1 protein-coding gene is annotated in these 633 nt (G+C 43.6%); it reads right to left on the reverse strand.

Translation table 11 applies throughout. From position 1 onward, the window contains the following. Positions 1 to 633: hypothetical protein (locus O4H49_RS20520; RefSeq protein WP_269425297.1), on the reverse strand; the 633-nt coding region annotated here is incomplete at both ends.

Raw genomic sequence — 633 nt, forward strand, 5'->3', positions numbered from 1 at the left:
ACTGCAAAGCCCCCGTCTTCTAAACCAACAACATTTGGACTATTGAAATAACTGTTTCTTGAATCAACCTTGAATTCGTCTGTTAAGGCTTGCCCATTGGCATCAAATACGCGGGCGAATAACCCATCGGTTGAGCTAAATACAGCGACAAAGCCTCCTGTAGTAAGTGATGTGATCTCTGGCGTTTGTTGCGCGCCAGAAATGTTGGTGGTGTTAAGAGTGAACTCGTTACTAAGGGGGGTTCCTGCTGCGTCATATATACGTGCAGAGACGCCATAATTGTCGCCATCAACATTTGGATCCTGACTTTGCCAAGTTATAATGAAATTGCCATTGGCCAAAGATGTAACGTCAGTCTGATCCTGGAAGCCAGTTAGATGCTGATTAACAGTAATTACATCTGTTATAGCTTGTCCTTCAGGATTGAAAATACGCGCGGAAATCTCTGTGTTATTGGGTCCCCATACACCGTGATCAACAGTGTTTGTCCAGGACACAATAAAATTACCATCTGAGAGACTTGATATGGCTGTGTTATTTTGTCCTGACAGGGCAGGGTCATGAACTGTTATCTGACCTGATCTGGCTGAACCATCTGCATTGAATATTCGAACAAAGGCATCATAGTCATTC

The organism is Kiloniella laminariae (genome assembly GCF_027214005.1).
Taxonomy (GTDB): Bacteria; Pseudomonadota; Alphaproteobacteria; order Kiloniellales; family Kiloniellaceae; genus Kiloniella; species Kiloniella laminariae_A.